Source organism: Pontivivens nitratireducens (assembly GCF_011290545.1).
In the GTDB taxonomy this organism is placed as follows: Bacteria; Pseudomonadota; Alphaproteobacteria; order Rhodobacterales; family Rhodobacteraceae; genus Pontivivens; species Pontivivens nitratireducens.
Genome location: NZ_CP049811.1, coordinates 30,335 through 53,988, shown reverse-complemented (window position 1 = coordinate 53,988; position 23,654 = coordinate 30,335). Strand labels below are relative to the sequence as shown.

Annotated in this window: 25 protein-coding genes; 16 read left to right on the top strand and 9 right to left on the bottom strand. The window is 61.9% G+C overall.

From position 1 onward, the window contains the following. Positions 1–256 precede the first annotated feature (256 nt). Both pyrC and G8E03_RS00250 read left to right on the top strand, forming a co-directional pair. The gene (gene pyrC / locus G8E03_RS00255; protein WP_166187303.1) at positions 257–1,288 is read left to right on the top strand and encodes a dihydroorotase; all 1,032 of its coding nucleotides are present in this window, start codon (positions 257–259) and stop codon (positions 1,286–1,288) included. Positions 1,289–1,332: 44 nt separating this feature from the next. Then, a complete protein-coding gene (locus G8E03_RS00250) occupies positions 1,333–2,028 on the top strand; it encodes an orotate phosphoribosyltransferase (RefSeq protein ID WP_166187300.1) in 696 nt (231 codons plus the stop codon). 66 nt (positions 2,029–2,094) lie between these two features. Here G8E03_RS00250 and G8E03_RS00245 read toward each other — a convergent pair whose 3' ends face one another. Then, entirely contained in the window at positions 2,095–2,745 is a 651-nt protein-coding gene (locus G8E03_RS00245) for a YiaD family glycine zipper/OmpA-like lipoprotein (RefSeq protein WP_166187298.1), read from the bottom strand. Between the two features lie 131 nt (positions 2,746–2,876). Beyond that, on the bottom strand, positions 2,877–3,866 hold the full coding sequence (gene pip / locus G8E03_RS00240; RefSeq protein WP_166187296.1) for a prolyl aminopeptidase: 990 nt from the start codon (positions 3,864–3,866) through the stop codon (positions 2,877–2,879). Positions 3,867–3,920: 54 nt separating this feature from the next. Here pip and ubiG point away from each other — a divergent pair, with 54 nt between their 5' ends. After that, a complete protein-coding gene (gene ubiG / locus G8E03_RS00235) occupies positions 3,921–4,679 on the top strand; it encodes a bifunctional 2-polyprenyl-6-hydroxyphenol methylase/3-demethylubiquinol 3-O-methyltransferase UbiG (RefSeq protein WP_166187293.1) in 759 nt (252 codons plus the stop codon). 38 nt (positions 4,680–4,717) lie between these two features. On the opposite strand, the gene G8E03_RS00230 is transcribed toward ubiG, so the two are convergent. The 3 genes from G8E03_RS00230 to G8E03_RS00220 are packed head-to-tail and all read right to left on the bottom strand — an operon-like array spanning position 4,718 to position 6,716. Then, on the bottom strand, positions 4,718–5,497 hold the full coding sequence (locus tag G8E03_RS00230; protein WP_166187290.1) for an SseB family protein: 780 nt from the start codon (positions 5,495–5,497) through the stop codon (positions 4,718–4,720). Between the two features lie 12 nt (positions 5,498–5,509). Then, positions 5,510–6,112 (bottom strand): uracil-DNA glycosylase family protein, encoded by a 603-nt coding sequence (locus G8E03_RS00225; protein WP_166187288.1) that lies wholly within the window; start codon positions 6,110–6,112, stop codon positions 5,510–5,512. Further along, positions 6,105–6,716 (bottom strand): uracil-DNA glycosylase family protein, encoded by a 612-nt coding sequence (locus G8E03_RS00220; protein ID WP_166193720.1) that lies wholly within the window; start codon positions 6,714–6,716, stop codon positions 6,105–6,107. The genes G8E03_RS00225 and G8E03_RS00220 overlap by 8 nt, the downstream gene beginning before the upstream one ends. A 92-nt stretch (positions 6,717–6,808) precedes the next feature. Between G8E03_RS00220 and G8E03_RS00215 the strand changes: the two genes are divergently transcribed. Genes G8E03_RS00215 through kdsA form a run of 4 tightly spaced genes read left to right on the top strand, consistent with a single transcriptional unit; the run spans position 6,809 to position 11,117 of the window. Further along, positions 6,809–8,065, top strand: coding sequence for a Na+/H+ antiporter NhaA (locus tag G8E03_RS00215; RefSeq protein WP_166187285.1), 1,257 nt, complete (start codon positions 6,809–6,811; stop codon positions 8,063–8,065). Between the two features lie 57 nt (positions 8,066–8,122). Then, a complete protein-coding gene (locus G8E03_RS00210; RefSeq protein ID WP_166187282.1) occupies positions 8,123–8,776 on the top strand; it encodes an ABC transporter ATP-binding protein in 654 nt (217 codons plus the stop codon). Continuing rightward, the gene (locus G8E03_RS00205; RefSeq protein WP_166187280.1) at positions 8,760–10,280 is read left to right on the top strand and encodes a KpsE/RkpR family capsule polysaccharide export protein; all 1,521 of its coding nucleotides are present in this window, start codon (positions 8,760–8,762) and stop codon (positions 10,278–10,280) included. The genes G8E03_RS00210 and G8E03_RS00205 overlap by 17 nt, the downstream gene beginning before the upstream one ends. 3 nt (positions 10,281–10,283) lie before the next feature. Beyond that, complete coding sequence (gene kdsA / locus G8E03_RS00200; RefSeq protein ID WP_166187278.1) at positions 10,284–11,117, top strand: 3-deoxy-8-phosphooctulonate synthase; 834 nt, start codon at positions 10,284–10,286, stop codon at positions 11,115–11,117. Positions 11,118–11,122: 5 nt separating this feature from the next. On the opposite strand, the gene G8E03_RS00195 is transcribed toward kdsA, so the two are convergent. Together G8E03_RS00195 and G8E03_RS00190 are read right to left on the bottom strand one after the other, a co-directional pair. Further along, positions 11,123–12,286: a BaiN/RdsA family NAD(P)/FAD-dependent oxidoreductase gene (locus tag G8E03_RS00195; protein WP_166193718.1), complete on the bottom strand. Its 1,164-nt coding sequence runs from the start codon at positions 12,284–12,286 to the stop codon at positions 11,123–11,125. A 21-nt stretch (positions 12,287–12,307) separates the two neighbouring features. Beyond that, a complete protein-coding gene (locus G8E03_RS00190) occupies positions 12,308–13,117 on the bottom strand; it encodes a response regulator (RefSeq protein ID WP_166187276.1) in 810 nt (269 codons plus the stop codon). A gap of 210 nt (positions 13,118–13,327) precedes the next feature. On the opposite strand from G8E03_RS00190, the gene G8E03_RS00185 reads away from it, so the two are divergent. Beyond that, positions 13,328–15,124 carry a sensor histidine kinase gene (locus G8E03_RS00185; protein ID WP_166187274.1) on the top strand — a complete coding sequence of 599 codons (1,797 nt, stop codon included), beginning with the start codon at positions 13,328–13,330 and terminating at the stop codon, positions 15,122–15,124. On the opposite strand, the gene G8E03_RS00180 is transcribed toward G8E03_RS00185, so the two are convergent. Both G8E03_RS00180 and G8E03_RS00175 read right to left on the bottom strand, forming a co-directional pair. Then, a complete protein-coding gene (locus G8E03_RS00180; protein ID WP_166187272.1) occupies positions 15,105–15,521 on the bottom strand; it encodes a DUF2177 family protein in 417 nt (138 codons plus the stop codon). The two genes, G8E03_RS00185 and G8E03_RS00180, sit on opposite strands and share 20 nt — an antisense overlap. A gap of 86 nt (positions 15,522–15,607) precedes the next feature. Continuing rightward, positions 15,608–16,720 carry a HupE/UreJ family protein gene (locus G8E03_RS00175; RefSeq protein WP_166187270.1) on the bottom strand — a complete coding sequence of 371 codons (1,113 nt, stop codon included), beginning with the start codon at positions 16,718–16,720 and terminating at the stop codon, positions 15,608–15,610. 141 nt (positions 16,721–16,861) lie between these two features. On the opposite strand from G8E03_RS00175, the gene G8E03_RS00170 reads away from it, so the two are divergent. The 8 genes from G8E03_RS00170 (at position 16,862) to G8E03_RS00135 (ending at position 23,652) form a co-directional block, all read left to right on the top strand. Beyond that, positions 16,862–17,128, top strand: a complete 267-nt coding sequence (locus tag G8E03_RS00170) for an STAS domain-containing protein (RefSeq protein ID WP_166187267.1) — start codon at positions 16,862–16,864, stop codon at positions 17,126–17,128. Next, the gene (locus G8E03_RS00165) at positions 17,125–17,484 is read left to right on the top strand and encodes a response regulator (RefSeq protein ID WP_166187265.1); all 360 of its coding nucleotides are present in this window, start codon (positions 17,125–17,127) and stop codon (positions 17,482–17,484) included. Before G8E03_RS00170 ends, G8E03_RS00165 begins: the two co-directional genes overlap by 4 nt. A gap of 6 nt (positions 17,485–17,490) precedes the next feature. Further along, entirely contained in the window at positions 17,491–19,494 is a 2,004-nt protein-coding gene (locus tag G8E03_RS00160) for a chemotaxis protein CheA (protein ID WP_166187263.1), read from the top strand. After that, positions 19,491–19,991 (top strand): chemotaxis protein CheW, encoded by a 501-nt coding sequence (locus G8E03_RS00155; RefSeq protein WP_166187262.1) that lies wholly within the window; start codon positions 19,491–19,493, stop codon positions 19,989–19,991. Before G8E03_RS00160 ends, G8E03_RS00155 begins: the two co-directional genes overlap by 4 nt. Positions 19,992–20,016: 25 nt before the next feature. Then, complete coding sequence (locus G8E03_RS00150) at positions 20,017–20,802, top strand: CheR family methyltransferase (protein ID WP_166187259.1); 786 nt, start codon at positions 20,017–20,019, stop codon at positions 20,800–20,802. Positions 20,803–20,813: 11 nt separating this feature from the next. Then, positions 20,814–21,863, top strand: a complete 1,050-nt coding sequence (gene cheB / locus G8E03_RS00145) for a chemotaxis-specific protein-glutamate methyltransferase CheB (RefSeq protein WP_166187256.1) — start codon at positions 20,814–20,816, stop codon at positions 21,861–21,863. A gap of 13 nt (positions 21,864–21,876) precedes the next feature. Further along, positions 21,877–22,257, top strand: a complete 381-nt coding sequence (locus tag G8E03_RS00140) for a response regulator (protein ID WP_166187254.1) — start codon at positions 21,877–21,879, stop codon at positions 22,255–22,257. 75 nt (positions 22,258–22,332) lie between these two features. Next, positions 22,333–23,652 carry an NAD(P)-dependent oxidoreductase gene (locus tag G8E03_RS00135; protein WP_430693227.1) on the top strand — a complete coding sequence of 440 codons (1,320 nt, stop codon included), beginning with the start codon at positions 22,333–22,335 and terminating at the stop codon, positions 23,650–23,652. Positions 23,653–23,654 lie beyond the last annotated feature (2 nt).

The window sequence follows — 23,654 nt, the reverse complement described above, 5'->3', positions numbered from 1 at the left end:
AACGAAGGCCAGCTTACACAGCCGAGGCCAGGTTTCGGGTTCACGAGGATGGAATTGACCGGATTGAACGGTCAATGACGGAATCCCATGCGCTTAATGCCGTAACGGCTATCAGGGGTGTGAGTTTCAGCAACATACCGGGTCTCCGCCTTCATAATCAGACAGATAAGGATCGCGCTGTCCGACACCACAACAACGCGCGATTGCGTGATCGGTTGCGAGGGTGCTACTTAGCCGCACCTGACTGGAGAGCCCGATGCACATTACCCTGCGCCGCCCCGATGACTGGCACCTACACCTGCGCGATGGCGCGATGTTGCAGGGGATCGTGCCGGAAAGCGCCCGGGATTTCGCGCGTGCGATCATCATGCCAAATCTGGTGCCCCCCGTCGTGACCGGCGCGGATGCTGCCGCCTATCGTGATCGGATCGTCGCGGCCCTGCCGCCGGGCGCGGATTTCACCCCGCTGATGACCCTCTACCTGACCGAGGGGACCGACCCCGACGATCTGGCCGAGACCGCACGATCCGGTATGATCACGGCGGTCAAACTGTACCCGGCGGGGGCGACCACCAATTCCGACAGCGGTGTGCGCGATATCGAGAAGGTCATGCCCGTGCTGGAGCGTATGGCCGAAGTCGGGCTGCCCCTGTGCGTGCACGGCGAAGTCACCGATCCCGAGGTGGACATCTTCGACCGGGAGGCGGTGTTTCTGGAGACTGTGCTGGACCCGCTGCGCGCTCGCCTGCCGGAACTGAAGGTCACGCTGGAGCATGTCACGACCAGCGACGGGGTGGATTATGTGCGCGGGGCGGATACCAATCTGGCCTGTACGATCACCACGCATCACCTGATTATCGACCGCAATCACATGCTGGTCGGGGGCATTCGGCCCCATTACTATTGCCTGCCCATCGTCAAACGTGCGGCGCATCGCACGGCCTTGCGTCAGGCGGCGACCTCGGGCGATGCGCGGTTCTTCCTCGGGACGGACAGCGCGCCACATGTGGACGCGGCCAAGGAGACCGGCTGCGGCTGTGCCGGCGTCTTCTCCGCCAGCAACACCATGCCATTGCTGGCGCAGGTGTTTGAGCAGGAGGGCGCGCTGGACCAGCTCGAAGCGTTCACCTCACTCAACGGTCCGGCCTGGTACGGGTTGGCTCCCAATGAATCGCAGATAGTGCTGGAGAAAAAGCCCGGCAATTTTCCCGCGCGGATCGAGACGGGCGCCGGTCCCGTCACCCTCTTCGACCCCGGTTTCGATATCGAATGGCGCGTGCGCCGCTGACCCATTCCGCCACCCCGCCAACCGGCGCTGTGAAAGGACCCCAGATGTTCCAGAATTCCTATCCCTCCGACGCGGAGATGGCGCGACTGACGGCGCGAATGCTGCTCGAAATCGGTGCGGTGCATTTCCGCGCGGATGAGCCGTATATCTTTACCTCCGGCATCGCCGCGCCGGTCTATATCGATTGCCGAAAGCTGATTTCCTTCCCCCGTATCCGCGGCGCGCTGATGGATTTCGCGGTGGCGAAACTGTACCGAAATGCCGGGTTCGAGGCGTTCGATGCCGTCGCAGGGGGGGAGACTGCGGGCATCCCCTTCGCCGCCTGGATCGCGGAGCGTATGGCCCTGCCGATGCAATATGTGCGCAAGAAGCCCAAGGGCTTCGGTCGTGATGCGCAGATCGAAGGTCTGATCGAGGAAGATCAGCGCGTCCTGCTGGTCGAGGATCTGACCACCGATGGCGGCTCCAAGGTCAAGTTCGCCGAGGCAATCCGCAAGGCGGGCGCCAAATGCGATCACACCGTCGTCGTGTTCTATTACGATATCTTCGCGGATGCGCCGGATAAGCTGCGGGAGCATGGTCTGGAATTGCACTGGCTGGCCACATGGTGGGACGTGTTGGCCGAGGCGCGCGTGCAGGGCCATTTCGACACGGCAACACTCGATGCGGTTGAGGCGTTCCTGAACGCGCCGCTGGACTGGTCCGCCGCACATGGTGGCGTGTCCGAAACCTCCGTCTGAGGACGTCAGGCATGAAAAAGGCCCGGCTGAGGGATCAGCCGGGCCTTCGTATCAGTCGGGAATGGATCAGCCGTTCGGCGTGATGACCAGTTCCACGCGACGGTTCTGCGCGCGGCCCGAGGATGTCCCGTTGGATGCGATCGGCTGCGTTTCACCCGCGCCGGAAACCACCAAGCGGTTCTGGGATACGCCATTGGCGACCAGCACGTTCGCAACGGCCTGCGCGCGACGCTCGGACAGACGCTGGTTATAGGACGCCTCACCCGAGGAATCGGTGTGACCGGTAATGCGCACGGAGGAACCCGGATAGTTCCGCAGGCTGTTCGCCACGACGGACAGCTGGTTCTGGAAGCCGGGCGCGACGGTCGCACTGTCGGTTGCGAAGCTGATCGATTCGGGCAGGGTCACGACGAGTTGATCGCCGGTATTCTGAATGCCTACGCCGGAATTGGCCAGATCGCGGCGCAGTTCTTGCTCCTGCCGATCAAGTGCCACACCAACGCCGCCACCAGCAGCTGCGCCCACGGCGGCACCGATCAGCGTACCTTGCGTGTCGCCACCGATGGCCTGACCTGCGGCTGCGCCCAGTGCGGCACCTACCAGAGCGCCCTGGTTGCGGTTGGCGTTCGGGCCGGTGGACATCGAGCCCTCGGCACAAGCGGTGAGCGTGAAGCCTGCGACCAGAAGTGCGCTGGTGGTTTTCAAAGCGATAGACATAAAGGCATCCCCCTTAATTTAAGTTGTCTCTGCCATAACTCCCCAGTCGATAAGTCGTTCCGAGGAAGTTTCAGCGAGCAGGTGACAATGCAGTTAAATTCCGCAGGCGGGTCCAGCCCCGATGCAATATGTCACGCATTCGTGTGCTCGACTTCTTTCAACTCCTCCATCACGGCAACCAGTTCGGCGGTGATGCCCGGTTCGGACAGGGCGTGGCCCGCTGTTCTGATCGAGCGCAATTCGGAATCCGGCCAGGCCTGATGCAGCGACCATGCTCCGATCGGCGGACAGACCATGTCATAGCGGCCCTGCACGATATAACCGGGGATGCCCTTGAGCTGCCCGACCTCGGCCAGGATCTGGCCCTCACGAATCCAGCCGCGATTGCTGAAGTAGTGATTCTCGATCCGGCTGAAGGCGCGGGCATATTCACCCGACCCGCCGGAGGAACGCCCGTAGCTTTCCAATGCGGCCAGATTCGATTCCCACGCGGCCCATGCGCGGGCATAGCGCACCTGCTCGGCGCGATCCTCTCCGAACAGGCGGCGGCGATAGGCCGCGATCATGTCGTGGCGCTCGTCCTCCGGGATCAGTCCGGTGAAGCGTTCCCATTCCTCGGGCCAGAAACGGGCGACGCCGCCGTTGTAGAACCAGTCCAGCTCGGGTGTGGTCATCAAAAACACGCCCCGCAGAATCAGACCGCGCACCCGGGCGGGATGGGCCTGCGCATAGAGCAGCGCCAGTGTCGCCCCCCAGCTGCCGCCGAACACATACCAGCGGTCGATGCCGAGATGTTCACGAATACGCTCGATATCCTCGATCAGATCGTGGGTGGTGTTGTTCTGAACGCTGGCATGGGGGGTGGACCGGCCGCAGCCGCGTTGATCGAACAGGATCGAGCGGTAATGCTGCGGATCGAAAAAGCGGCGCATCGCCGGGCTGCATCCGCCCCCCGGTCCCCCGTGCAAGACCACGACGGGCACACCGTCGGCGCGGCCCGATTGCTCGACATATAACCGATGACCGCCCGACACCTCCAACGCCAACTGCGCCGTCGGTTCGCGGGGGGGATAGAGGCTGCGCCGATAGGGCGCGCTATTTCGACTTCCGTGTTCACGCATTTTCGCATTATGTCCTACTGCAACGGAGATTAAAACTCATCGAAGGTGATAATCATGTCTGCATCCACTGCGCCACAAAGTAGCGTGAACGACGGAGAGATCGCTAAATTTCAGGCGATGGCCGATGAATGGTGGGATGAGGGGGGCAAGTTCAAGCCGCTTCACATGCTCAACCCCACCCGGCTGGACTATATCACCCGCCAGATCGCGGCGGAGTTCGGGCGCGATCTGAGTGAGGAGCAGCCCTTCGCCGGTTTGCGCATCCTCGATATCGGGTGCGGCGGGGGCCTGCTGGCCGAACCGATGGCCCGCCTGGGTGCCACGGTTGTCGGTGCCGACGCGGCGGAGCGCAACATCCCCGTCGCACGCGTGCACGCCGAGCAATCCGGGCTGCAGATCGATTATCGCCACACCACGGCGGAGGCCATGGCCGCCGAGGGGGAGCTGTTCGACGTCGTCCTGAACATGGAGGTGGTCGAACATGTCGAGGACCCCGCCAGTTTCCTTCGCACCTGTCAGGAATTGCTCAAGCCCGGCGGGCTGATGGTCTGCTCCACCCTCAACCGCAACCCCAAGAGTTTCCTGTTCGCCATCCTCGGGGCGGAGCAGATCATGCGCTGGTTGCCCAAAGGTACGCATGAGCATTCCAAGTTCATCACGCCGGACGAGCTGTTCAGCCTGCTGCGCGGCGCGGGGTTGGAGCCGGTGGACCGCACCGGGTTCAAGTTCAACTTCGCCCGCTGGGACTGGTCGCTGGACCCGCGCGACCTCAGCGTGAACTACGTCACGTCCAGTGTGAAACCCTCGGCGTAAGGGCGTTATCCCAGGATCATCCCAGGATCATCGCAGGATCAGCGTAGGATTGGCGGCTTGTCGGGATCGCTGCCGGGGGCCGTCACCTCGCGTACGGCCTCGTGGCGTTGCGGGATTTCGAATCCCAGCCCCTTGGACCGCAGGGCAGGCAGGGCCTTGGCTCCCTCATCCAGAAAGACGATGTCGAGCTGCCCCGCGTCCAGCCCCGACAGGCGCAGCGCCTCGGACAGGGCGTCCGCGATGGCGTCGCGGGCCGGGGGCAGAGCGTCGATCACGGCCAGCATGTGGCCCTGCGTGCCGTCGCGATATGTCACGCCGACCAGCCAGCTTTCGCGCGCCAGCCCTTCGAGGGTGGGCAGCTTTTCTGCGATGGCGTCGAGCAGCACGTCCGGCACATTCTGCGGCCGGTTGACGTCCCGCACGGAGGCTTCACGCACCACGGTCAGATCGGTCAAGCGATCCACCGCCCACCGCAGCGCATCCACCGGCAGGATCGTTTCGGACGGTGCACCGCCCAGATTCAGGGCGAGGGCGATGTCCTGTTCGACCAGCAGTTTGATCAGCCGACGTCCCGACATGGCGGCGAATTCGGACGGCCCCTCCATGAAGTCCACCAACCGGACCTCCCGGTCGAAGGCCAGCGCGATGCGCCCCTCGGCCGTGTCGAGGATGACGGGGCGGATCGTCTCGCCCTGTGCTTCTTCCTCCAACGGCACGAACAGTTCCGTTTCCAGCAGGCGTGACCAGAAGCGCGGGCGGCGGGCCTCATCTGCTTCGGCGTCGATATGGGCGGAGTCGAGGGGCGTAATCTCTGTCATAAGTGAGATGTGTCAGGCGCGCCCGTCCAGTGCAAGGGACACCGCGTCGCGCAGGCGCGGAACGACATCGCGCTCGAACCACGGGTGGCGCCGCAGCCAGCCGGTGTTGCGCCAGCTTGGATGGGGCAGGGCGAAGGTGCCGTCCGGGTGATCGCGCCAGCTTTCCACGGTCTGCGTCACGTTCTGCCGGGTGCCCAGATGCCATTTCTGCGCGTAGCCGCCTATCAGCACCCTTACCCGGACCTGCGGCATCGCCATCATTGCCGGTGCGCGCCAGGTCGCGGCGCATATCTTGGGCGGTGGCAGGTCGGAACCCTTCGCGTCATAACCCGGAAAGCAGAATGCCATGGGCAGGATCGCGAACTTGTCCTGGTCGTAGAAATCAGGTCGCTCCACCCCCAGCCAGTCGCGCAGCCTGTCGCCGGAGCGGTCGTCGAACGGCAAGCCCGAGGCGTGCACACGCGCACCCGGTGCCTGACCCGCGATCAGGATCGGTGCGCGGTTTGACAGCCAGACGACGGGGCGGGGCCGGTGCGCAGTGCGCGTGGCCGCGAATCGTTCGGCGCACAGGGTGCAACGCTCGGCCTGATCCACCAGTTCGGACAGTTCAGCCATTCGACACCCCTTCGTTCAGCACCCGGGCTACGTCGCGTCGCAGATGCGGCAGCAACTCCGCCTCGAACCACGGGTTCCTGCGCAGCCACGGTGTGTTGCGCCAACTGGGATGCGGCAGGGGATAGGTGCCGGCGGGCATGTCGCGCCACGCGCGTACGGTCGGCGTCATCGCCCGCGCGCCCAGCATCACGCGCTGCGCCATCGCGCCGACGACCAGCGTCAGACGCCGACCCGGCAGCGCCGCCATCACCGGGGCGTGCCATGTTTTGCGACAGATCGCGGGGGGCGGCAGATCACCGCCCGCCGCATCGTTGCCCGGAAAGCAGAACCCCATGGGCGCGATGGAGATGGTGCGGGGTGCAAAGAACTCCGCCTCCTCCATCCCCATCCAGTCGCGCAGTCGCCGACCCGACGCATCGTCGAACGGTATGCCCGACAGATGCGCCTGCCGGCCCGGTGCCTGCGAAATAATAACGATCGGTGCATCCGGGTGCAGCCGCACGATAGGGCGCGGCGCATGTGCGCTGGCCGTGGCGGCAAAACGCCCCGTGCACAGGCGGCAGTTGCGCAGGCGGGCGAACAGGGCGGGGGCGTCGGGGCTCATCAAGTTCAAGATAGGCACCATACCGCGCATTGCGAGATCAGGCATGACTTGATAATCCGGGTATCGAAACCGATTTGATCAAGGGGCCATAGATGTATCGCGTCTGGAACTATCTGAGCGAATATTCGCTTCTTCTCATCCTTGGTGCATTGCTCGCGTTGGGGTGGGCCAACATCGATTACGACAGTTACCATCACTTCGTCGAATACCCGCTCTGGGATCATGCGCCGATTGGGTACTTGCATGATGGCTACCGGACGCTGACGCTGCATTATCTTGTCAACGACCTGCTTATGGCGATGTTCTTTGCCATCGCGGGCAAGGAGGTCTGGGAGGCCATCGCGCTCAAGGACGGATCGTTGCGCGGTAAGAAGGCGCTGACGCCGCTGATCGCCACTTCGGGCGGTATGTTCGGCCCGATTGCGGTCTATCTGGGTCTGGCGTTGCTGATGGGCACGGATACCTATCAGGCGGTGGCGAATGGCTGGGCGATTCCGACAGCGACGGATATCGCGTTTTCCTATCTTATCGGGCGGCTTATCTTTGGTGCCGGTCACCCGGCGGTGGGTTTCCTGCTGCTGCTGGCGATTGCCGACGATGCGGCGGGATTGATCATTCTGGCTGTCTTCTACCCGTCGGGTGAACTGGCACCGGAATGGTTGCTGCTGTCACTGGCGGCGGCGGTTGTGGTGTTCTTCGCCTTCAACTCGATCCCCCGTCGGCTGGACCGGCACAAGCAGCATCGCCCCAATTCCACCTGGATGCGTGAGAAGCTGGGCGTCTGGCCCTATGTGATCGCGGGCTGCCTCAGCTGGTATGGCTTCATGCGCGCAGGGATCCATCCCGCGTTGGGTCTGCTGCCGATCGTGCCGACGATCCCGCATGCCGACCGCGCATTCGGTATCTTTGCCGAGGCAGAACGTCACCTGACCGACCTGCTCAACACGCTGGAACATGCGATGAAGGGCCCGGTCGAGGTCGTGCTGCTGTTCTTCGGCCTGGCCAATGCGGGCGTGTTGTTCAACGCGGTCGGCGATGCGACATGGCTGGTTCTGGCCGGTCTGCTGGTGGGCAAGCCGCTTGGGATATTCATCATGGGCTGGATTGCGGCGAAACCGATGGGACTGGGCCTGCCCAAGGGGATGGGTCTGCCGGATCTGCTCGTTCTGGGCTTCGTGGCGGCGATCGGCTTTACCGTTTCGCTGTTTATCGCCTCGGTTGCCTTCGATCCGGGTCAGGTTCAGGATGCAGCCAAGATGGGTGCGCTTCTCAGCTTTGGTGCCGCGATCGTGGCATTCGGCGCTGCTGCGATCTTCAAGATCGAGAAGATTTCGGGCAACGACGATTAAGCGGATGTTCATGATCGGGGCGATAAACCGTTCTGGAACCGGGCGGGACTGGCAACGATGATCGAGTTTCGCAATGTGAGCAAATCGTACTGGACGGGGGTCCGCCGCAAGGTGATCCTCGACCAGGCGACCTTTCGCATCGAGCTTGGCCAATCTCTCGGCATTCTCGCCCCGAACGGAACCGGAAAAACCACGCTGATCAACATGATGGCGGGGATTACCAAACCTGATGAGGGGTTTATTCTGCGCGAAAGCCGCATTTCCTTTCCCATGGGGTTCATGGGGGTGGTGGATTCCAGCCTGTCGGGCGCGGAAAACGCGCGCTTCGCGGGGCATTTCTATGGTGTCGATCCCGATTATGTCGAGGCATTCTGCCGCTGGATGTGCAATCTGGAGGAATATTTCGAGCAGCCCGTCAGCACCTATTCGTCAGGCATGGCGGGGCGCCTGTCGCTGGCGCTTCTGCTCAGCCTCGATTTCGACATCTATCTGGTGGACGAAGGGATGCCGACCATGGCCGATGCCGAATTCGTTCGCAAAGCGGGCGAGGTGTTTCGACAGCGACTCAAACATGCGACACTGGTGATGGTGTCACACATGCCAAAGCAACTCGAAACCTATGCGCACAAGGCCGCCATCCTGAAAAACGGACGTCTGAAATTTTACGACAGTCTCGAAGAGGCCAAGCAGTTCTATGACTACACCCGCTGATCAGTCGGACCAGTCCAAGCCTGCCGATGCCGAGGCGAGCGCAGAGCCCGTGGACAAGAGCAAGGCGGCAGCAAACGCCCGTCGTGCCCGGCGTCGAGCGCGCAAGCTGATGACGGAGGCGGACAGCTGGGAGGAACATTCCGCCAGCGATGGCAAGGTCCCCCCGCCCGATGGCGGCACGTCACCGATCAAGAAACGGCAGGACGTGATGTCCGTCGTCAACGCCCAGATACGCGCCGAAAAGGAAAAAGAGGCGCAGGAGGATAAGCAGCTTCCCGCGAAACGACGTGAGCAGGGCGTCGCCAAGGTCGAGGTCGGCAATACCGTGGCTTCCGCCTCAACCGAGATTGATCCCCGCGACGCGGAAATCGAGGCAATCCAGCGTGAGCTGGTGCAGCGGCGGCGGCGGCGGTTCCTTATGCTGTGGCTGCGTCTGGCCTTCTTCGTCGTTCTGCCGACGGTGCTGGTCGGAAATTACTACTACAATTACGCGACACCGTTTTATTCTTCGGAATCCAATGTGCTGCTGAATCCGGCCGCCGCGACGCTGAATTCAGATTCTGCGGCGGGCGTGGCGGCATCCGCGAACCTGCTGCGCGATTCGATTGCGGTACAGGATTTCCTGACTTCGCGTGAGGCGATGCGGATACTGGATCAGGAACTCGGTATCATTGCCCATTATTCGCAAACCAGCATTGATCCGATTCAACGCCTGGCCGCGGACGCCACGGAAAACGAGGCCTATTCGTTCTACAAGGACCGGGTGCTGATCGGATTCGACACACTTGAGGGGATCTTGCGGATCGAGGTGATTGCCGCCTCTCCCGATATGGCCTTTGCGATCTCGAACCGTCTGATCGAACTGGCTGAGGAACGCGTGGACACCATGTCCGATCGCAACCAGCAAAACGCGCTGGCCAGTGCGCAACTGGTCTTGGAGGACGCGCAGGCGAATCTTCAGGAGGCATATGAACGGGTTCTGACGCTTCAGGAACAACGGGGCATCTTCTCCGCCGAGCTGGAGGTCAGCCTGGTGCAGGGGCAAATTTCCGGCCTGACCGCCGCGTTGGAGGAGCGTCGCCTCAGCCTTGCCGCCTTGCAGGACAACGCCCGCCCGAATCAGGCACAGATGCGCGTTTTGAACGCCGAGATTGCACGTCTGGAAGATGCGATCGCCGAGCAGCGCCAGATCATCGTCAACGCCCAGGCGGATCGCGGCTCGCTGGCGCGCATCAGCGCGGAAATGGCTCAGGCGGAACAGGAACTCGAAGTGCGCACCATCATGGTCACTTCCGCGGTTGAAAGCCTGGAGGTCGCGCGTCGGGATGCGTCCCAGCAGTTGATGTTCCTGTCCCGCGCCGTAAATCCGGTGCGTCCGCTGGTGCCCAGCTATCCACGGGCCTTCGAATATACCGCGCTCGCCTTCGTGATCTTTTTCGCGACTTACATGATGATTAGTCTGACGATCTCGATCCTGCGCGAGCAGATGTCTTATGGGGACTGAATGATGAAAACCGTCGAAATACGCGATCTGAAGATCGGCAACGATCAGCCGCTGACCATCATCGCGGGGCCGTGTCAGCTGGAAAGCCGGGATCATGCGTTCATGATCGCGGCAAAGATGCAGCAGGCCTGCGCCGAAGCCGGCGCGCAGTTCATCTTCAAGGGCTCGTTCGACAAGGCGAACCGCACTTCACTGTCAGGCAAGCGGGGTCTGGGTATCGACGAAGGTTTACGGATATTCGAGGCCGTTCAGGCCGAGTTCGGGTGCCCCGTCATCACCGACGTCCATACCGAGGATCAGTGCGCAACCGTTGGCGAAATCGTCGATGTCCTGCAAATTCCCGCGTTCCTGTGCCGACAGACGGACCTGCTGCTGGCGGCTGGCCGCACCGGACGCGGCGTCAACGTCAAGAAGGGCCAGTTCCTGTCGCCGCCTGAAATGTCCACGGTCGCGGACAAGGTGGCGAGCACGGGGAATGAGAAAATCCTATTGTGTGAGCGTGGCACGACCTTCGGCTACAACAATCTGGTGGCGGATATGCGCGGTCTGCCGACCATGGCGCGCACGGGCTATCCTGTGGTGATGGATGCCACCCATGCCGTGGCGCAGCCCGGCGGCTTGGGCGCCTCGTCCGGCGGGCAGCGTGAGTTTGCCCCGGTTCTGGCCCGCGCGGCGGTCAGTCTGGGCATCGCTGCGGTGTTCATGGAAACGCATGAGGATCCCGACAACGCGCCCTCCGACGGGCCGAACATGATCTATCTGGACCAGATGCCGAAGGTCGTCGCCTCACTTATGGCGTTCGACCGGCTGGCAAAGTCGGATCCCCTGCGGGTCTGAGCTGCTCAGCGACCGCCTAGCGCCTGCGCGGCGGCCCAGCCTGACGACCAGGCCCATTGAAAGTTGTAGCCGCCCAGCCAGCCGGTGACGTCCACGACCTCACCGATGAAATACAGGTCGGGCATGGATTTCGCGGCCATCGTGCGGCTGTCCAGCGCGTCGGTGTCCACGCCGCCCAGCGTGACCTCGGCCGTGCGGTATCCCTCGGAGCCGCTGGGGATCAGTTGCCAATTGTGCAGCCGGTCGGCAAGCGCGCGCAGTGCCGCGTCGTTCAGATCCGCGATATTTCCGTCCTCAGGCGCCAGATAGGCCGCCAAGCGTTTCGGCAGAACAGCGCTCAATGCAGTGCGCACGGTCTGACGCCCTGCGCTCTGCCGAGCGTTGCGCAGAACCTCGAACGCATCGTCACTGGGCAAAACGTCTACGCGAATGCCGTCCCCCTCGCGCCAGTAGGAGGACGCTTGCAGAATTGATGGCCCACTCAAACCGCGATGGGTAAATAACAACCCCTCGCGGAACCGTGCCGCGCCTGCCGCGACGCTGGCGTCCAGACTCAACCCGGCAAGTGCCCCGAACCCGCCCTCGCCGAATGTCAGCGGCACCAGGGCAGGCCGGATATCCGTCACCGGCAGGCCGAATTGTCGGGCGATCTCGTAGCCGAAACCGGTGGCGCCCATCTTCGGGATCGACTTTCCCCCGGTCGCTATGACCAGCGCCGCGCCGCGAAACGTTCCCTGTTCGGTGGTAAGAGTGAAGCCGTCTGACCGCCCGACAGTCCTGATGCCACAGCCGGTTCTCAGTTCGCCCCCCGCCTTAGCCAGTTCGTTGACCAGCATCGCGACGATCTGTTTGGCGGAGCCGTCGCAGAACAGTTGTCCCAAGGTTTTTTCATGCCACGGGATTTCGTGGGCGTCGATCATTTCGATGAAGTCGTACTGGGTATAGCGGCGCAATGCGGATTTGACGAAGTGCCTGTTGCCGCTCAGAAAATTCTCGGGCGCTGTGTGCAGATTGGTGAAATTGCAGCGCCCGCCGCCGGAGATCCGGATTTTTTCCCCTGGTGCTTTCGCATGGTCGAGCACGAGCACGCTCTTGCCCAGCCGCGCAGCATTGAGGCCGCAGAACAATCCTGCGGCCCCGGCACCGATGATGATGACATCGTACTGAATTGGCTCGTCCCCCGGCCCGATCTAGGCGGGAACGGTCCGCTCGGAGAAGAACAGAGCCTGACTGACCGTCGCGCGCACCTGTTCCTCGGTGAACGGTTTGGTGATCAGGAAGGCAGGCTCGGCCCGCTGGCCCGTCAGCAGACGTTCGGGATAGGCGGTGATGAAGATGATCGGCTGGTCGGGCCATTTCTCAAGAATATCCGCTGCCGCGTCCGCGCCGCTGGAACCGTCGGCCAGGTGAACGTCCATCAGGACCAGACCGGGCTGATGCGTGTCGAACATCGACAAGGCTTCCTCATGCGTGCGCGCGTTGCCCACGACCTTGTGACCCAGAGCGCTGACGATAGCCTCCAGATCCATTGCGATCAGGGGTTCGTCCTCAACGATCATGATGTTCGATGCGAGCCCGCTGTCCAGTTCGTTGGCGCCGATGCGCACCAGATCACGCGCATCTTCAGCGCTCAGATCCATGATCTCACCGACTTCCTCGACCGAGAATTGTTCCATGACCTTCAACAGCAACGCCTCACGCGCGCGTGGGGTCAGTTTGTCGAGCCGGGCGGCGGCGATCCGCTCCTCTCCTTCGACATCACCATCGGCGCGGGTGTTCGTGTCGCCCTGGGCGATCCAGATCGAATGGAACACGGCAAAAAACCGCACGAGGAAACGCCCCTCGGTCCGCATCAGGGACATATCGGTGATGATAGCCTCCAGCGTACTGGCGGCCAGGGCGTCACCACGGGTTTGGGAGCCGGTCAGCGCACGGGCATAGCGCCGCAAATATGGCAAATTCTCTTCAATATGACCAACGATCGTGCTGTCGTCCGGCATCCTTGCCATCCTCCTAGGGTAGTTTTCGGCCTGATATGATTTCGGCCAAGCCACTATCTAAGCGGCTTTTCGTGAAAGGCCACCGTATCACTTGCACTGTAGCGCAAAATCTTCAAAAAGTTTGGAACGATGCATAATTCCAAGCGTTAAATCGCAAGCCCCGAGATGCAAATCGTCGGTAATTTCTCATGCCTGCCAGATAGAGGTGGAATGAAACGATCCCGTTCCAGCTTTTTCAACCGAATGTCATTGGCGTGGCAGATCGTTGTCCTGTTGAGCATCGCATTGCTTCCCATCGGTGGATTGGCGGTTTTCGAGGCGATGCGCGCCAACGATCGGGCCAAATCCCTTGCCGCCTCCGATCTGCTGGCCGATGCGCGGCAGGCGGCGGAGACGGAGCGTCTGGAGATTGCCGAAGGTTTCGGCGCCGCGCGCACGCTGGGCCGAAATTCCATGGTCTATGACGGGACCAGCGCGGAATGCTCGGCCGAACTCGCACGTTTCATAGGGGAGTCCGAGCGGAACATCTTTGCGGCATTCATCGGTGCGAACGGCTTGATGAAATGTTCATCCCTCAGCTCCATCGAGAGGGATCTTTCGGAGTCTGAGAGCTATCTGCTTCAGCGTGAGGAACCGCGACGGACCGTCAGTGTGGTGGAATCGGGCAACGTGACCAGTCGTGCGGTCCTCATCATCTCCCACCCGGTTATCGTCGATGGAACATGGCGCGGCACAATCTCGCTGTCGGTTCCGCGTGAGGTCATGTCGGTCTTCTCGGAAGATGACGCCGAGGGCGCTTTGAACGTCGCGCTGATCGACAATGAGGGTAAGGTCCTGTCGCGTAATGTCAGGGACACTGAGCAGGCGTGGTGGCTGCCGGTCGGGTTGTCGAATGACTACGTAAACAGCAACGAAGCCATCGTATTCGAAGGGGTCGATGCTTTTGGCGGGGTGCGGACCTACGCCCGCGTGCCCATCGTTGAGGATGAGATCGCGGGCCTGTTCTCCAAACCCGACGGGGGTCTGGGTGCGGCGGCGCTGATGTCCGTTCTCAGAGCGATTCTGCTGCCAAGTCTGGTCTGGGTCCTGTGTATCGCATTGGCCTATTTTGCCATGCGCAGGCTGGTGGTATCCGGCATTCAGCGCATTCAGCGATCTGTCGTGGCGTTCAAGCGCGGCGACCGTGAGCGTGCGATGCGCCCGATAGCGGGCGCATCCGGTGAGTTGGAGGAACTGTCCAGCAGTTTCGTGGAGATGGCCCGCGCCGTGGATGCCGGGGAGCAGGAACTGTCCGATCTGGTGGAGGAAAAGACGGTCCTTCTGCTCGAAGTCTATCACCGGGTGAAGAACAACCTTCAGCTGATCATTTCGATCATGAACATTCAGGTGCGCGGCGCGCAGGATGAGAGGGAGCGCATGGCGATCCGCACCCTGCGCGAACGTGTGATGGGCCTCGCGCTCGTGCATCAGCGGCTCTACGAAACGCCGAACCTGACCAGTGTGCCCGCGGACAAGCTGGTGCGCGAAATCGTCAGCAATCTGTCCGACGCGAAGGCGGGGGAGAGTGGCGCGACCATCCTGTCCGATCTGGCCACGTTCAATCTGCATCCCGACCAGGCTGTTCCGTTCTCTCTATTGGTGACGGAGGCGATGATGAACGCCCTGAACTATTCGGGACGTGGAACGGACGACTGGCGCATCGAGATATCCCTGACGCTGACCCCGGAGGACGTGGTCGAACTGAACGTCACGAACACCGTGCCGGAGGATGAGACCATCGAGCCGCCCGAACCACGCTCGGGCATGGGCAAACCGCTGATGCGGGCCTTCGTGATGCAGTTGGCCGGCACGATGGAGATCAGCAATCCGGAGGGCAAGTACGCCCTGGATGTCGCCTTCAAGCGAGCCAGTCTGGACGAACAGGGTGGTCAGCGGATCGGGATGCCCGGCCAGAGCAAGGCCGAGTATCGCGCCAACGAACGTGCCGCTAGAGAACCAGCCGCGTAATCCACAGACCGATCACAGCCGAGATACCGCTGAGGAAACCGCCCCAGGCCGTGTCCATCGCCACCATGGTCCAGTCCCAGTTTTTCATCACCGACATGCTGGTAAATTCATAGGTGCCGTAGGCAAGCAGGCCCAAAATGGCGCCGTTCACGAACACCGCAGTATAGTTGCTGCCGCCATTGATTGCGGGGGCGCTGGCGAAATACAGGATGCCGATCACGAAGGCCGCGTAAAATCCTGCTGCGACCCCGATCAAGGGCTGGTCGCGCATCATTGTGCCGATCCTGCTTTCGAATATGTCGAGGACGACCAGTTTCAACCAGACGAAGTCAATGCCCAGAAACACCGCCAGCGTCGCCACGTACAGGATGAGATAAGTTGAAATTCCAGTTTCCATGTCATGCTCCCTTTGCCTGGTGAAGCATGTGTCGCGGCCCGCCGAAGTAAAGCGGGCCGGATCGTCGCAGGTCTGATCTGAGCAGATCAGGCAAGAACGGTTCGTTCGAGGAACCAGTAGAAGCCGATGGCCCCGATAATCACCGATCCCGGAATCACGATCGCGGCGCGATACCAGCTTTTGTTTCGAAACCAGATTCCGACGGCCATGAAGCAGAGCGCGATCACCGTCAACTGACCGATTTCCACCCCGACATTGAACGCGATCAGCGAGGCGAAGAAGTGTTCTCCGTTCAGGCCCACATCCCCCAGAACGCCTGCGAAGCCCAGACCATGCAGCAGGCCGAACAGGAATACCACGACCGGGCGCCACCAGTGCATCTTGTGCGCGAAGATGTTCTCGACACAGACATATGTGATGGACAGCGCGATCAGCGGTTCGACGACGCTGGGGGGCAGGTTGATCACGCCGATGGTTCCCAGTGCCAGCGTGACAGTGTGGGCCGCAGTGAACGCAGTGATCTGGGCCAGCAGCGGACGCACCCGTGCCGCCAGAAGGAACAAGCCGACGACGAACAGGATATGGTCGAGGCCCTTGGGAATGATATGCTCGAACCCGTGCACGCCGTAGTTCACCAGTACCGGCCACAAACCCTGCCGCTCGGCTCCTGTCAGGTCAAACGCAGCCGATGTGGCGCCGGCGCTCAGAAATTCCTGATGGACGGGTTCGCCATCGGGCCCATCCACGACGATGATTGCTGGCCCGCCATCCGCGATCCATGACATCTGCGCCGACGTGGCAGCGGGCGCGGGGGCGATCAGCGTGATAACACTGTCGCGCGCGACCTCCAGATTGCCGACGGGCGGAATCGCGGCGCTTTGTACCGTGAACGCCACGCTGGTATCGCCCACATCCAGTTGCACGAACCGTATGTCGGCCTCACGCAGCATATCCTCCAGTTCCTGGGGGGGCAGCGCGCGCAGGGTATCGTAGAGATCCGCCTCAGGCGCGTCGGACGTATCCTCATGCTCCCCGCTTATTCCTGCCAGAGCAGCCTCGAGGTTGAAGTCTATCACCAGTTCCAGCGTGTCGGGCCCGGACGTCAGGGTCGCGACGGCAGGTCGCATTTCATGGGCGTTGAGCGGCGCGATGCCCAGCACCGTGAACAGGAGCAGAATGCGAGCGAGGATCGAGATCATGTAAAGGTCCAGATTTTTAGATTTCGGTGACTGTAAGCCAATACCGCAGCAAACAAGCGAAGCGAGGTTTTTCTGCCCTTGGTAACGAAGAATTATGGAACAGACGCGATACAGGTCCCATGGCAGTGAGAGGAGGACGCGATGACGGAGATTCTGTTGCCGGAAACGGCCGATGCACAGGTCGCGATCACGACGCGCGCGCAAATACTCGACGCGCCCGACGATACGCGGGTCGTTATCGACGCCAGCGCCGTTTCCGTCCTCTCGACCCCCATGGTGATGGTGCTGCTCAGCGCGGCGCGGCGGACTGGCGGTCTGACCTTGCAACGCCCGTCCGAGGGGCTGGTCGACGGCTTTTCCACCCTCGGCCTGTTTGCCGAAATGATGAAGATGGAGATGACATCATGAAACGCGTTCTGGCCGTAGACGACACCCGTAGCATGCTGGGAATGCTGGTCGAATGTCTGGAGGATGGCGGGCATACGGTCTTTTCCGCCAATGATGGGGTGGAGGCTCTGTCCGCTCTGTCCGAACATCGGCCCGAGATCGTCATCACGGATCTGAACATGCCCAATATGACGGGCCTGGAATTTATCGAGGCAGCACGCCAGCGGCCCGAGGGGCAACTGGTTCCCATGCTGTTGCTCACCACGGAAACCGCGCAGGAACTCAAGGATGAGGCCCGGCGTATCCATGCAACCGGCTGGCTGTGCAAACCTTTCGACCCCGACCAGATCCTCGGTCTCGTCGATCAGTTGACGTGACCGCAGATGGATCAGGACGAAGATTACAAGGATCTGTTCTTCACCGAGTGTGACGAACTTCTGGCCGAGTTGCAGGACCACCTCACGTTGATGAGCAGCGGCGAGCACGGGCGCGATATCGTGGATGCCACCTTTCGCGCGGTTCACTCGGTCAAGGGCGGGGCGGCGGCATTCGGTCTGGACGCCCTCACCGGTTTCGCTCATCGGTTCGAGGCGGTGATGGACGCCTGTCGCGCCGGTCGCCTGGATGTGGACGATACGACCTTGCCGATCTTGTTCCGTGCGTCGGATATGATGCAGGAACTGGTGGAGCACAGCCGCAGCGACGCTCCGCTGCGCGACGAGGTCCTGCAACAAATCACCCGGTCTCTCGATGCGCTGGTAGGCATTGAACCTGAGCCGTCCGCCGTGGCCACTGCGGACACAACCGGGCAAACACCACCGGCTGCAGATGGCGAACCCATCGTTGTCACGTTTCGCCCCGAACCCAATTTTCTGGCCTGCGCGCACGATCCGCTTCGCATGTTGCGAGGGGCCAGACGCATCGGGTTGACGGAGGTACGGGTCGCGGGCGACCTGCCCCCGCTTGAGGACCTCGATCCGATGGTCTGCCCATGGACGTGGCACCTGACGTTCGCGCAGGCCGAACCTTCGGTCTTGCGGGACTTCTTCTCGATCTATGATCTTTCGGCGCGGATCGACGGTGTGCCGACGGCGGATGCACCTGCAACGCTTCCCTTGCGGACTTCACAGCCCAGCGAGGGTGCGCGTGTACCGACCACCGACGGCGGCACCGGGGTAGGTTATGTAAAATCGCTGCGCGTGCCGCTCGACCGGATTGATCGACTCGTCAATCTGGTGGGGGAGATCGTGATTACCCAGGCCGCCGTCGCGCAAGTGCTGTCGCAGCCCCGGCATGGCGTCGAGGATACGCTCGCCCACAGCATCGAGGCGCTCTCGCGGCAGGTGCGCGAAATGCAGGACAGCGTCATGGCAATCCGCGCCCAGCCGATCAAATCCGCGTTCAGCAGAATGCCCCGCATCGTGCGCGATCTGAGCGCCACTCTGGAGCGGGAAGTGCGTATAGAAGTGTCGGGGGAGGAAACGGAGGTGGACACCTCTGTGATCGAGGAACTGATAGAGCCACTCACCCACATGATCCGCAACGCGATGGACCACGGGATAGAGCCGTCGGACGAACGTTTGGCCGCAGGCAAGGCGCGCGATGGCTTGCTGCGGCTCACCGCACAACACCGCGGCGAACGGGTGCTTATAACGCTGGAGGACGACGGGCGCGGCCTGAATCGCGACAAGATCGTCGATGTGGCGCTGCAACGGGGGTTGATCCCCTCAGCGGATGGCCTGACCGCGGAGGATATCGACAACCTGATTTTCCTTCCCGGCTTTTCCACCGCGTCGGAGGTGTCGAATGTTTCGGGTCGCGGCGTGGGCATGGATGTGGTGCGTCGCAAGATTCAGGCTCTGGGCGGGCGCTGCCTCATCCACTCGACACCGGGTGAGGGCACCCGGTTCCAGGTCGCCTTGCCACTGACGCTGGCTGTGCTGGAGGGAATGATCGTCGAGGTCGCGCAGGAACGCTACGTCGTGCCTCTCAGCACGGTGATCGAGGCTGTGCAGTTGCGCGACGGCAATGTCGAACGGCTTCACAACGGTCAAATCCTCGTCGCGCGGCGCGGTGAGTATCTGCCGGTCTACAGCTTGGCCGATCTGTTCGGCAGTCGGGAGCAGACATCCGCTCGCGGTGACATGGCCATCGTGGTCGATACCGAAACGGACGGGCAGATTGCCCTGTTCGTCGATGCCCTGATCGGCCAGCGGCAGGTCGTGCTCAAGGGGTTGGAGGAGAACTATCGCGCCATCGCCGGTGTTTCTGGCGCGACGATCCTGGGGGATGGACGGGTCGCGCTCATCCTCGACATACCCTCACTGATCGAGAGGCGGAAACTGATGTTCAAGCATCAATCCAAACACAGACAGGAAACGGCATGAGTTCGAAAGCAGCCCCTTTGGAAGAAGCAGACACGCATCATTTGACCGGTCCCGAAGGCGATGACACCTGCCAGTTTCTGAGCTTTGTCGTGGACGGTCGCCCCTATGGCGTCAGGATTCAGGATGTGCGCGAAATCCGCCAATGGATGCGCACGACCTCGCTTCCGAATCAGCCCCCCCACAATCTCGGCGTATTGAACCTGCGCGGTTCGATCGTGTCGATCCAGGACTTGCGCATCCGACTCGGTGCCCCGGCGCCTGCGCCGGATGATACGAATGTGATCGTGATCGTGCAGACGGAGGGACGGCGCGTCGGCCTGCTCGTCGATGCGGTGTCTGACATTCTGACCTTGCAACGTGCGGACATTCAACCCGTTCCGCCCAACCGGGGTGACGGCGACGATCGTGCCATGCTGACCTCGATCATCATGGCGGGGGAGGTGATGGTCGGCATCGTCGATCTCGACCGGGTCATGGACCCCGGATTGTCCGAATAGATCGATGCTTGAAAGCCCCCAATATATGTCCGCTGACCCAGCTGAGCAGAGGATTGCCGATCTGGTGTCCCGACGCTTCGGCATCATCATGCGCGCGCGTCATGCCGCCACGGTTTGCGCTGCTTTACATGATCGAGCCGCGCGGCGGGGGCAGAATTTTAGACAATACATAGAGGTATTGGAGGCAGGCGGGTCACACGAAGACAAGGATCACCTGATCGCGCAGGTCACGACGAACGTAACGGTGTTCTACCGCGAGCCGCATCATTTCGACAGTTTGCGACGGCACGTGATGGATCTGCCCAAGGACAGGGCCGTCAGGTGCTGGTCTGCTGGATGTTCGACGGGCGAGGAGCCATGGTCGGCCCTGACGACGATCGCGCCGCTGTTGAGCGAGGAAAAGCGCGATCTCCTTCTGGTTCTGGGAACGGATATAGATGCGGCGGCCTTGGCGAAGGCTCGGGCCGGGCTCTATCCACTCAAGGCGCTGGACGAGATTCCTTTATCTTCTCGGCTTTATTTCGAAGTCAGCGGCGGAAACGTCATGCCGCATCGGAAATTGCGGCCATTGATGCGGATTCGAACGCTGAACCTGATCGAGCCATTTCCATTCGAGGCTCAGTTCGACGCGATTTTCTGTCGCAACACGCTGATCTATTTCGCACCCGACCAACGGCAGGACGTGGTGCGCAGACTGACCGCACGTCTGAGGCCGGGCGGGCTGTTGATGCTGGGGCATTCCGAGACCCTGCATCATTTGCCTGACGGATTGGAACCGGCGGGCCTGACAACCTATCGCCGCGTCGAATGACAGGGGGACCTATGCGCAAGCTCTATATACTCGTGGTGGATGACAGCCGTTTGATGCGTCGCATGATCGGCGACATCCTGGCGGAGATGCCGCAGGTGGGGCGCATCGCTTTCGCCAACGATGCCGTCTCGGCTCAGAGCCTGCTTCAGGAGGAGCAGCCCGACGTCATGACTCTGGATATCGAGATGCCGGACATGAACGGGATCATGTTTCTGGATCGCATTATGGCCGAGCGTCCGCTGCCCGTCGTCATGGTGTCGGCGCTGACCTCCGCGGGGGCGGAGGCTTCGCTGACCGCGCTCGAAAAGGGTGCGGTCGAGGTTGTGGCCAAACCGACCGGACTGGACGGCATGACCCGGTTTCGCGACGAATTGGCGGATGCGGTGACATTTGCCGCATCAGCACACGTGGATGGTGTCACCCGCGGGGCCATAGCCTCCCGTCAGGTAGCAAAGGAGCGGCCATTGACCGAACCCGAGCTGATCGGGTTCGCCGCATCCACCGGCGGAGTGGCGGCGCTGGCCACGATCCTGCCTGCTCTGCCCCTAGATTTTCCGCCCATCGTGGTGACACAGCACATGCCCGCCCCCTTCGTTGAAAGGTTGGCGAGCCGCCTGCAACTGCGCCTCTCACGAGACATCGCGGTCGCGAAGGATGGGGAAAGGCTGAGGCGCGGAATGATCCGATTTGCGCCGGGGCATCGACATTTGCTGCCGGTGATGGGGGTGAAAGGACTCCTCTGCACCCTGTCGGACGCGCCGCCCCCGCTCGGGCATACTCCATCCGCCGATCTGATGTTTGCGGCGATGGCCCGATTGGGGCTGCCGACGATCGGTGTGATCTTGACCGGCATGGGCAGGGACGGGGCGAACGGATTGAATGAGCTGCACGCGACAGGGTCCTCGGTCATCGCGCAGGACCGTGACAGTTGTGTGGTCTACGGAATGCCGCGCGCAGCGGTCGAGGCGGGCGTTGTGGATGAAATTTTGCCTTTATCTGCAATCGCAGCGCGAATCTCCACCTTTTGGCAACCTTCCGTTGGCAAGGTCGCAGGACAATGATGAGGAATTTCTGATGCCTACGGCAAACTCACTCACGATTTTGGTCGTGGACGATCAGCAAAGTATGCGAGGGCTCGCGCGGCAGTGCCTTTCGCGGCTCGGGGTGCAGTCTGTTGCCCTCGCCGCGACCGGGCAAAGCGCGCTTGAAATGATGGCGGAGCGGAAGTTCGATCTGGTGATTTCCGACCTAAACATGCCGGGGTTGAGCGGCGTGGATTTGGCGCGAAAGATAAAATCGCATCCTGTATTTTCGCGTATCCCGGTTTTTCTGGCCACATCTGACGCGTACCGGGATGAGGCCGAGGATGAGACGGTGGACCACTTCGTCGCCAAACCCTTTTCCGTTGCGGACATGCGAGACGCTATCGAAACCCATCTGGGGCAACTTACATGATCCTTATTTTTACCAATTGATAAAAAATCGACCCTGTGCAACGATTTTTGAAATCGTAACCCAGGGAGGTTGATCTTGACCCGAGGCACACGGATCGACGGCATCGCCGCAGGCAGGCTGGACGAACAACAATACACGCAGAATTTCGGCGATCTTTATGCGCCACTCGATCGTCACGAGGCACAGGTCGCATCGGATCGCTGCTATTTCTGCTATGACGCACCTTGCGTCACGGCCTGTCCCACCTCCATCGACATCCCGCTTTTCATTCGGCAGATCGCGACGGACACACCGGAGGCGGCGGCAAAGACAATCTTTGACCAGAACATCCTCGGCGGAATGTGCGCCCGCGTCTGTCCGACTGAACAATTGTGTGAGGAGGCCTGTGTGCGTGAGGCGGCGGAGGGCAAGCCGGTGCAGATCGGTCTGCTGCAACGCTACGCCACCGACACCGTGATGGGGCAGGGCAAGCACCCGTTCAGCCGCGCCGCCCCGACTGGCAAGACCGTGGCCGTCGTCGGTGCCGGTCCCGCAGGCCTGTCCGCCGCGCATCGCCTCGCCCTGCATGGCCATGACGTGGTCCTCTACGATGCGAAGCCGAAACCCGGCGGCCTGAATGAGTACGGCATCGCGGCCTACAAGACGCCTGATGATTTCGCGCAGAAGGAGGTCGATTGGCTGATGCAGATCGGCGGCATCACCTTCCGTCACGAGCAGAAGCTGGGCGCGCAGATTACGCTGGATGGCCTCGCCGAGGAGCATGACGCGGTCTTCCTGTCCATCGGCCTTGGCGGCGTGAATGCGCTGGGACTGGCGGATGATGGGCTGGACAATGTTGTCGATGCTGTGCGGTTCATCGATACCTTGCGCCAGTCAGAGAAATCCTCCGTTCCCATCGGGCGCAACGTCGTGGTGATCGGGGGGGGCATGACGGCGGTGGACGCTGCCGTGCAGTCGCGTCTGCTGGGGGCGGAAAACGTCTCCATCGTCTATCGCCGTGGGCAGGACCGGATGAGCGCCAGTACCAAGGAACAGGATCACGCCACGCATGAGGGGGTGCGCCTGATCTGCAACGCCCAGCCGGTCGCGGTTCATGCTGACGGAGTCGATTTCGAATATACGGCCGATGGGCCGGACGGGCTGAGCGGTACGGGTGAGGTGTTCCGCCTTGCCGCCGATCAGGTGTTCGTGGCCATCGGTCAGACGCTGGGGGAGGTGAGCCTCGATCTGGACGGACGCAAGATCGCGGTGACTGGTCCCGGCCGCACCTCACGCGCAGGCGTCTGGGCCGGGGGGGACTGCGCCGCCGGTGGCGAAGACCTGACCGTGACCGCCGTGGCCGAGGGCCGCGACGCCGCCGAGGATATTCACGCAACCCTGATGAACGGAGCCTGAGC

What these genes read in the sequence shown, in the direction of transcription:
- G8E03_RS00215 (WP_166187285.1), top strand. Translation starts at nt 6,809, where the DNA reads ATGTATCGCGTCTGGAACTATCTGAGCGAATATTCGCTTCTTCTCATC.
- G8E03_RS00175 (WP_166187270.1), bottom strand. Translation starts at nt 16,720, where the DNA reads ATGATCTCGATCCTCGCTCGCATTCTGCTCCTGTTCACGGTGCTGGGC.
- G8E03_RS00160 (WP_166187263.1), top strand. Translation starts at nt 17,491, where the DNA reads ATGGATCAGGACGAAGATTACAAGGATCTGTTCTTCACCGAGTGTGAC.
- G8E03_RS00210 (WP_166187282.1), top strand. Translation starts at nt 8,123, where the DNA reads ATGATCGAGTTTCGCAATGTGAGCAAATCGTACTGGACGGGGGTCCGC.
- cheB (WP_166187256.1), top strand. Translation starts at nt 20,814, where the DNA reads ATGCGCAAGCTCTATATACTCGTGGTGGATGACAGCCGTTTGATGCGT.
- G8E03_RS00140 (WP_166187254.1), top strand. Translation starts at nt 21,877, where the DNA reads ATGCCTACGGCAAACTCACTCACGATTTTGGTCGTGGACGATCAGCAA.
- G8E03_RS00230 (WP_166187290.1), bottom strand. Translation starts at nt 5,497, where the DNA reads ATGACAGAGATTACGCCCCTCGACTCCGCCCATATCGACGCCGAAGCA.
- G8E03_RS00170 (WP_166187267.1), top strand. Translation starts at nt 16,862, where the DNA reads ATGACGGAGATTCTGTTGCCGGAAACGGCCGATGCACAGGTCGCGATC.
- G8E03_RS00250 (WP_166187300.1), top strand. Translation starts at nt 1,333, where the DNA reads ATGTTCCAGAATTCCTATCCCTCCGACGCGGAGATGGCGCGACTGACG.
- G8E03_RS00155 (WP_166187262.1), top strand. Translation starts at nt 19,491, where the DNA reads ATGAGTTCGAAAGCAGCCCCTTTGGAAGAAGCAGACACGCATCATTTG.
- ubiG (WP_166187293.1), top strand. Translation starts at nt 3,921, where the DNA reads ATGTCTGCATCCACTGCGCCACAAAGTAGCGTGAACGACGGAGAGATC.
- G8E03_RS00220 (WP_166193720.1), bottom strand. Translation starts at nt 6,716, where the DNA reads ATGAGCCCCGACGCCCCCGCCCTGTTCGCCCGCCTGCGCAACTGCCGC.
- G8E03_RS00245 (WP_166187298.1), bottom strand. Translation starts at nt 2,745, where the DNA reads ATGTCTATCGCTTTGAAAACCACCAGCGCACTTCTGGTCGCAGGCTTC.
- G8E03_RS00165 (WP_166187265.1), top strand. Translation starts at nt 17,125, where the DNA reads ATGAAACGCGTTCTGGCCGTAGACGACACCCGTAGCATGCTGGGAATG.
- pip (WP_166187296.1), bottom strand. Translation starts at nt 3,866, where the DNA reads ATGCGTGAACACGGAAGTCGAAATAGCGCGCCCTATCGGCGCAGCCTC.
- G8E03_RS00205 (WP_166187280.1), top strand. Translation starts at nt 8,760, where the DNA reads ATGACTACACCCGCTGATCAGTCGGACCAGTCCAAGCCTGCCGATGCC.
- G8E03_RS00185 (WP_166187274.1), top strand. Translation starts at nt 13,328, where the DNA reads ATGAAACGATCCCGTTCCAGCTTTTTCAACCGAATGTCATTGGCGTGG.
- G8E03_RS00190 (WP_166187276.1), bottom strand. Translation starts at nt 13,117, where the DNA reads ATGCCGGACGACAGCACGATCGTTGGTCATATTGAAGAGAATTTGCCA.
- kdsA (WP_166187278.1), top strand. Translation starts at nt 10,284, where the DNA reads ATGAAAACCGTCGAAATACGCGATCTGAAGATCGGCAACGATCAGCCG.
- pyrC (WP_166187303.1), top strand. Translation starts at nt 257, where the DNA reads ATGCACATTACCCTGCGCCGCCCCGATGACTGGCACCTACACCTGCGC.
- G8E03_RS00225 (WP_166187288.1), bottom strand. Translation starts at nt 6,112, where the DNA reads ATGGCTGAACTGTCCGAACTGGTGGATCAGGCCGAGCGTTGCACCCTG.
- G8E03_RS00150 (WP_166187259.1), top strand. Translation starts at nt 20,017, where the DNA reads ATGTCCGCTGACCCAGCTGAGCAGAGGATTGCCGATCTGGTGTCCCGA.
- G8E03_RS00180 (WP_166187272.1), bottom strand. Translation starts at nt 15,521, where the DNA reads ATGGAAACTGGAATTTCAACTTATCTCATCCTGTACGTGGCGACGCTG.